This is a genomic window from Empedobacter sp. UBA7620 (assembly GCF_002484185.1).
Lineage (GTDB): Bacteria > Bacteroidota > Bacteroidia > Flavobacteriales > Weeksellaceae > Empedobacter > Empedobacter falsenii_C.
The window spans coordinates 988-8654 of sequence record NZ_DLJI01000005.1 but is presented as its reverse complement, the minus strand read 5'-3'; the positions used below and the strand labels follow the sequence as shown (position 1 = coordinate 8654).

Annotated in this window: 4 protein-coding genes and 1 pseudogene; 3 read left to right on the top strand and 2 right to left on the bottom strand. The window is 31.2% G+C overall.

What is annotated here, in order from left to right; translation table 11 throughout:
* From B2217_RS01000 to B2217_RS00990, 3 genes are all read left to right on the top strand, one after another.
* Positions 1–2929: SusC/RagA family TonB-linked outer membrane protein (locus B2217_RS01000; RefSeq protein ID WP_291121987.1), on the top strand; the 2929-nt coding region annotated here is incomplete at its 5' end.
* Positions 2930–2933: 4 nt separating this feature from the next.
* Complete coding sequence (locus B2217_RS00995; protein ID WP_291121985.1) at positions 2934–4313, top strand: RagB/SusD family nutrient uptake outer membrane protein; 1380 nt, start codon at positions 2934–2936, stop codon at positions 4311–4313.
* Positions 4314–6262: 1949 nt separating this feature from the next.
* Positions 6263–6775, top strand: a complete 513-nt coding sequence (locus tag B2217_RS00990; protein WP_349680533.1) for an alpha/beta hydrolase family protein — start codon at positions 6263–6265, stop codon at positions 6773–6775.
* Positions 6776–6798: 23 nt separating this feature from the next.
* Here the strand turns inward: B2217_RS00990 and B2217_RS00985 are convergent, their stop codons facing one another.
* Entirely contained in the window at positions 6799–7074 is a 276-nt protein-coding gene (locus B2217_RS00985) for a DUF6520 family protein (RefSeq protein ID WP_115001295.1), read from the bottom strand.
* Between the two features lie 32 nt (positions 7075–7106).
* Positions 7107–7667, bottom strand: a pseudogene (locus B2217_RS00980) (tellurium resistance protein TerC); the annotation flags it as partial.

Genomic DNA, 7667 nt, shown 5'->3' with positions numbered 1-7667 from the left:
ACCATTGTTGGCACAAACAGGTAAAACCGTGACTGGAACGGTAAAAGAACTTCAAGTCCCATTAGTGGGCGTAATGGTAAAAGAGGAGGGAACTGATAATTCCACTTTTACCGATGTTAATGGACAGTATTCGTTGATTTTACAACAGGATAATGCAAAGCTAATTTTTGAGCAATTGGATTTTCCTATTCGTGAAGAAGAGGTATTGAATAGAAGCGTGATCAATGTTCGTTTCACAAAAGAAGAGGAGGAGGGGATTCAACTCAAAGATGTGGTGGTGAATGCGGGTTACTATGCTGTAAAAGACAAAGAACGAACAGGATCTATTGCACGTGTTACCGCAAAAGAAATTGAGAATCAGCCTGTGAATAATGTGCTTTCTGCCATACAAGGACGGCTGGCTGGTGTGAGTATCGTACAAAACTCTGGAAATGCAGGTGGTGGGTTTGATATCCAGATACGTGGACGAAATAGCCTAAGACGAGAAGGGAACGAACCACTTTATATTGTAGATGGTGTACCTTTTGGAAGTGGAAATACAACAAGTGTAGGGCTGTCGTCTGGTATTCTACCTTATGGGGAATCTAATCCTCTTAATTTTCTGAATCCTAAAGAAATAGAAAGTATAGAAATCTTAAAAGATGCCGATGCTACAGCTATTTATGGTTCGCGTGGAGCCAATGGAGTAGTACTGATAACAACTAAAAAAGGAAAAAGTGGAAAACTAAATATTGCGTATAATTCAGATTACACAGTGGGTAAAGTAATGAATCGATTAAGATTAATGAATACGTCTGATTATTTAGCAATGAGAAGAACAGCATTTGAAAATGATGGAATTAAAACTTATCCAACAAATGCCTATGATATAAATGGAAGTTGGGATGAAAATTCGTCAACCAATTGGTTTAACGAATTAGTAGGGCACATTTCTTCTAAAAGCAATAACCAATTAAGTATAAACGCAGCCTCAGATCAATTTCAATTTTTAATGAGTATTGGACATTTTGAAGCAACAACTGTTTATCCAGAACCATTTCGATTAAAAAAGACAAATGCTTTAATTAGTTTAAATTACACTTCTCCTAATCAACGATTTTCTATTGGATATAAAGGTAATTTAAGTCGATCTGTCAATAAATTACCTTCTACCGATTTGTTTTCAAGTGTTATAAGCTTAGCTCCGAATGCTCCAAATTTATACAATGAACAAGGTGAACTGAATTGGCAAAACAATACGTTTGTAAATCCATTAGCTGCACTCAGAAGCTATTATACTAGCAATGGTGATATGATGAATCACTCTATTTTGAATTCAATTCAATTAATTGAAGGATTAAGTTTAGTGAATAATATAGGGATTTATTATAGTCAATCAATAGAAAATCGGGTAAGTCCATCTACGATATACAACCCAAATTATAATTATGGGAGTGAACGATCTAACGTATTACGATACGATCAGAAAGTTATGTCGTATAACATAGAACCACGATTAGAGTACAATAAAAGTATAAATCAACACCACTTTACAAATCTTGTTGGATTAACATTTCAACACAGACAAACAAATGGATTAGGAATTTCGGCTTCTAATTTTCTGAGTAACTCATTGCTAAACGATTTATCTTCTGCAAGTGTAAAAACAATTAGTGCACAACCTATCATAGATTATACCTATCAATCTGTTTACGGTAGATTTGGATATAACTACCAATCCAAATACTTTATAAACTTAACTGGTCGTCGTGATGGATCAAGTCGTTTTGGACAAAATTTTAAATATGGGAATTTTGGTGCAATTGGAGCAGCTTGGATTTTTTCGAAAGAAAACTTTCTCAACGAATCATCTTGGTTAAGCTTCGGAAAAATAAGAGGTAGTTATGGGATTACAGGTAATGATTTGATTGGTGATTATCAATACTTGGATACCTATGTTACAAAGGCAAGAACGTATGATCAGGTTACAGGTTTAGAGCCAAATAGTTTGTATAATCCTAATTTTAGTTGGGAAAAAAATAAGAAATTAGAATTCGCTCTTGACTTATCTTTTTTTAAAGATAAAATAGGATTTTCGCTTGCATGGTATAGAAATGTATCTGGAAATCAATTGGTCGGAATTCCTTTGCCAGGAACAACAGGTTTTTCATCTATTCAATCTAATTTACCTGCAAAAGTAGAGAACAAAGGAATTGAAATTGAACTTTCAGCAAAACCATTGCAAAAAACTTTTCAATGGAAAACAGCCTTGAATCTATCATTTCCACAAAATAAATTAGTGTCATTTCCCGATTTAGAAGGTTCTACTTATGCCAATACTTATGTTATTGGTGAACCCATTACAATTAAAAAATTATACGAATGGACAGGTATAGACCCAATAACTGGATTACATACATTCAAAGATTTTAATCAAGACGGAAAAATAAATACTGAAGATAAGCAGGTTATTAAAAATGTGGGTGTAAAATGGTTTGGAGGATGGTCAAATCAAGTGCAGTATAAAAACGTTGGACTTGATGTACTGTTTCAATTCGTGAAACAAAATAGTATCAATTATATCGCTCAGAGTTTCATTCCAGGAAGTTTAACCAATCAACCGATAGAGTTTCTAGATGCTTATTCACCGAATAATCCATCAGCCAAGTATCAAAGATATAGTACTGGAAGCCAAACGCTCGCTTCGCAAGCCTATAATAATTTTAAACAAAGTGATCAATCGGTAAGTGATGGTTCTTATATCCGTTTAAAGAATATTTCCATTTCCTATCAATTTAAAATTGCAAACACTTCTTCTCTAAAATTGTTTCTCAACGGACAAAATTTATGGACGCTAACCAATTATTTTGGTGCTGATCCCGAATTTGTTTTATCAGGGTATTTGCCACCTCTGAAAGAATATACACTTGGATTACAATTAAACTTTTAACATTATGAAATCAATTTTTATACACTTAAAACAAGGATTAATCGCTTTAATTCTTTTGACAAGTTGCGACAACTTCTTAGATCTTGATACACCAAATACACAACTTGTAAGCGCAGAAGTATTTGAAGATAAAAAAACGACAGATGCTGCATTGTTAAATATCTATGCAAGCTTAAGAGATAACGGATTATTAACTGGTAATAATTCTGGTATGACGTATTTATTGGGGTTATACACAGATGAACTCGACTTATATTCCATCAATTTACTTGGTCAAAAAGAGTTTTATGAACACACGCTATCCACTCGAAATGAATTGGTGTTGACTAGCTGGAACACAAGTTATAATCAAATATATCGATTAAATGCATTGATAGAGGGGGTAGAAAAAAGTACATTATTAGAAAATCAATACAAACAAACAGTATTAGCAGAAGCCTATACAATGCGTGGAATGTTGCACATGTATTTGACTCAATTGTTTGGCGAAATCCCATACATCACAACGACAGATTATTTACAAAATAAACTTGTTCATAAAACACCAGAAAAGGAAATTTATGAAAGAATAGAACAAGATTATTTAGTAGCAGAAGAATTGTTTTTGAAAGGAACGAAAAACACATCTAAAACACGATTAAATCTTACATCGTTAAAAACTTTAAAAGCTAAATACTATGCACAAACCAAACAATGGGAAAAAGCCAAACAGCATGCAAATGATGTTATTCAAACGGCTGGTGTTACATTAGAACAAGATCTTAGCAAAGAATTTTTGAAAGAAAGTAAATCTATTCTATGGTGTTTTTCACCTCATTTAGCAACTGGAAATTCCTTGGAAGCAGATGTTTTTATGTTAAATGCTCTACCTCCAGCTTTTGTAAGTTTAAAACCCACTTTCGTCAACTCTTTCGAGAAGGGAGATCAAAGAAAAGAAATTTGGATAAAGAAATTAAATAACAATCAGGGTACTTGGTATCAACCATACAAATACAAAGCGCCCAATGCTTCGTCAACAGTTAATGTAGAGAATAGTGTGGTACTTCGATTAGCTGAATTGTATTTGATACGTGCAGAAGCTAATTTTCAGCTTTCCAATTTTAGAGAAGCTGAAAATGATTTAAACCTTATTCGTAAAAGAGCCAATTTACCTATGCTTTCTAATTTATCTCAACATGACTTAGAGCAAGCTATTTTAGATGAATATAAACATGAACTATTTACAGAATATGGACATCGTTTTTTTGATTTGAAACGATGGAATCGATTAAATGAATTACAAAATAGTATACCAACTTGGAAACCATTTATGGAAAAATTGCCTTTACCAGAAAAGGAGATTTTATTGAATAATAATTTAAAACCCCAAAATGATGGCTATTAGATTTATATTAAGCTTTTATATCTGTTTAATTTCAATTTATATTTCTGGTCAACAACAGAAATTAGATTCATTGGAAACTTATTTTAATCAATTTTATACCGTTGAATTTGTAGATGCAAACAATGAAAATATATTATTTACTAAAAATAAAAACCATGAATTGCCTGTCTATTATTTGAAAAATAATAAAAAAGCAGATGAAATACGACTTGGTAGAATAATGAATTATCATTGGTTGAGTGATAAGTATTTTTTATATGATGAAAAAAATGAAGGTCTTGTACTATATAACATCCAAAGTCAAAATAAAAAAACAATTCCGCATTATAAGAAAATGATTGAAACTTCTAATAAGCAATTTTTTGTAGCGAAAAAAGAAGGTAATACGCTTTACATTAATACAATAAATAATGGAAAATTAGGAAATGAAATAAAGTTTATTGATGTAATAGATTACAAATGGGAAAATGATAAATTAGTAATTGAAAAAACGAATCATACCATTGATGTGTATGAATTGAATAAAAATATAAATCTTCTTTTTCAAATAGATGGTGTTAAGTACCAGTCATTAAGATGGAATGAATTCAATCAATATGATTATATTAAACAAGAAGGAGAAGATTTATTTTATGTAAAAAGCAATGGGACTAAGGTCAAATTACTTCATGACTTAAACAAGAGTAAAAATCTTAAGATTATTAATGAAGACAATAATTTACTCATTTTAGAAAATACATTTCAATCTGATTATACTTTAAAAAAATCAGAAGATGTAGAAATTTGGGATACCTCTGATGATCAAATTATTATTCAAAAACCGAAGAGTCAAAAAGAATTGATCTTTGTGAGATTGAATGATGGTCATATTAATCATAAAATAGCTCTATCAGATGTCAATTACGAATTTTTAGGAACGCAATATCTACTTTTATTCGACAAGAATAGATACAGAAGTTATCGTCATTTACGGGATCATGTTGATGTTAAGTTAATGGATCTAGAAACAATGAATCAAAAGTTAATAGTTGAAGATTTTGACGATTACAACAGAAATAAATTAATACTTTCTGATCATAATAAATTTATCTATTTCAAAGAAAATAATTGGTGGATATATGATGTATTAGAAGACAAAAAGAAAAGTTTGACCACTTCAATAAAAGCTGGTTTCTCCGTTGATGATTATTTTAAAAATGAAGCTTTTCAGCCAGCTAAATTTTATGATAATTCACGTGTTTTTTTAACAGCTAAAGAAGGGATATGGGAATATAATCTTCATACAAAAAAGCTGAAACAATTAATTGAATCTACAAAACAAACGGGTACTTTTACGTTTTTAATAACTAGAAATAAAGCTAAAAATCAAGTAGATGAAATCATTTATTTACAATCTTTAAACGAAAATAATCAGTACAAAATTTATAAATGTTGTGATCGATTTAATGAAATTTATAACACATCGCAAGATGTTAAGAAAGTTTCGTTAAAAAATAAGAATTTGTATGTAATAGAGCAAGGTTATTTAAAATCTCCTCGTATTGTTCAAATAGATGAGAAGAATAAAGCAACCATTCGGGTTGAAGCAGTTAATTCAATTATTCAAAAACGTCGTTTTCAAGAAATAAAATCTATTATAAATGGGAAATCAGTAAAAGCAATATTGTATTATCCGTTTGATTATGATACAACCAAATATTATCCGATGATTGTCCATATCTACCAAAAACAATCACATTTAGTGAATGATTTTCAATTGCCAGAAGTAAGCTCAGCTAATGGTTTTAATACTGATTTTTATACATCACAAGGCTATTTTGTTTTACTACCAGATATAATAGTCGATTTAGATCAACCAGGCGAATCAGCACTACAATGTACAGTTGAGGCAACCAATCAAGCATTAAGATCGGAAGAGCGNNACCAATCAAGCATTAAAAGAAGCGAATATTGATAGAGATAAAATAGGATTAATAGGCCATTCTTATGGCGGTTTTGAAGTAAATTATATCGTAAATCGTACGAATTTGTTTAAAGCCGCTGTTAGTGGCTCAGGTATTTTTGATATTGTGAATTGGTACTTTTCGATGGGGTGGAATGGATCAAAACCACAATTTTGGAGATACGAGGAAGAGTTTTTTAAAATGAGTTCAATGTTTTATGATTCAAAAGAAAATTATTTAAAGCAGTCTCCTTTACTCCAATTAGAAAACCTACATACACCTGTATTAATATGGACTGGAAAAGAAGATTATCATGTCAATTGGGAACAAAGTGTTAGCATGTATTTAGCAATGAGACTTTTAAAAAAAGAAGGAAAGTTGTTATTGTACCCGAATGAAAAGCATGTTATAATGAATCCATCAAAGGCAAAAGATTTAAATCAGAGGATTATAAATTGGTTCGATTTTTTTTTAAAAAACACTGAAATTGATTGGATTAAAAATAAGAGACAGCTGTAGAAGCTGTCTCCTTTTATAAATTATTAATTTGTTTTTTCAAATAGCTGAACATTACAAGCTGTTCCCGAAATTTCATCCATTCCATAAAGATGTACACCTGGCTGATAAGTACAAAAATTACCTGGAATGCTACTACATTCAAAATCCTCAACCAATGTACATGGTTCTTCTTGATCTATTCGATAAATCGGATCTCCAGGATCCCATCCAGCTTTCTTCGCCTGATTTGTAGCGAAAGCTGCACCAGTCCCCATTAATACAATGACAGCTGGTAAAATAATTTGTTTTAAATTTTTCATTTTAATGTGAATTTTAGTTTTGCCTACTTTTATTACAGGTTTTCGGCTTTTCCTGCTTTAAACTGATCGGTTATAGCCGGCTTTAGTTTATAAACAATCAATTCATTTCCAATTAGAGCATAAAAATGAGAATCAGTCACTAAAAAATCAGAAAGTTTGTTTTCTTCGCGATGTTGTACAGTAAAACTTCCGATATAATGCCTACGATCTGTTCGGTACGCATCAATTACATCCACTTGTTTCCACTGTTTTGGGGATTCAAATTTCCCCATTAGCTTAGAGATATTAAACAAGAGATGTCGATGTGCAACCATTTTTTTATTCACTAAAAGTGGAGGAGCGCTCATTTTATTTTTTCCATCCGATAGATGGCTAACTTCAATTTTTGCTTGACGAGTAGTATCAATCGTATTTAATTTGTGTTTGATGTGTAAATCTTGATCCATAACAATAAATTGATTGCGGTAGTAATAAGTATAAACCAACTCATTTGTATATGAATCAGAAACCAACAATCCATCTGTATCAAAAACACCATCAATTTGTTTTTCGAGTATAGTTGAAATCAATTCTATTTTTGGCTGTTTGTTTAA

Bases quoted from the DNA above. Each gene is read 5' to 3' on its own strand.
- B2217_RS00985 (WP_115001295.1), bottom strand. From the start codon at position 7,074: ATGAAAAATTTAAAACAAATTATTTTACCAGCTGTCATTGTATTAATG.
- B2217_RS00995 (WP_291121985.1), top strand. From the start codon at position 2,934: ATGAAATCAATTTTTATACACTTAAAACAAGGATTAATCGCTTTAATT.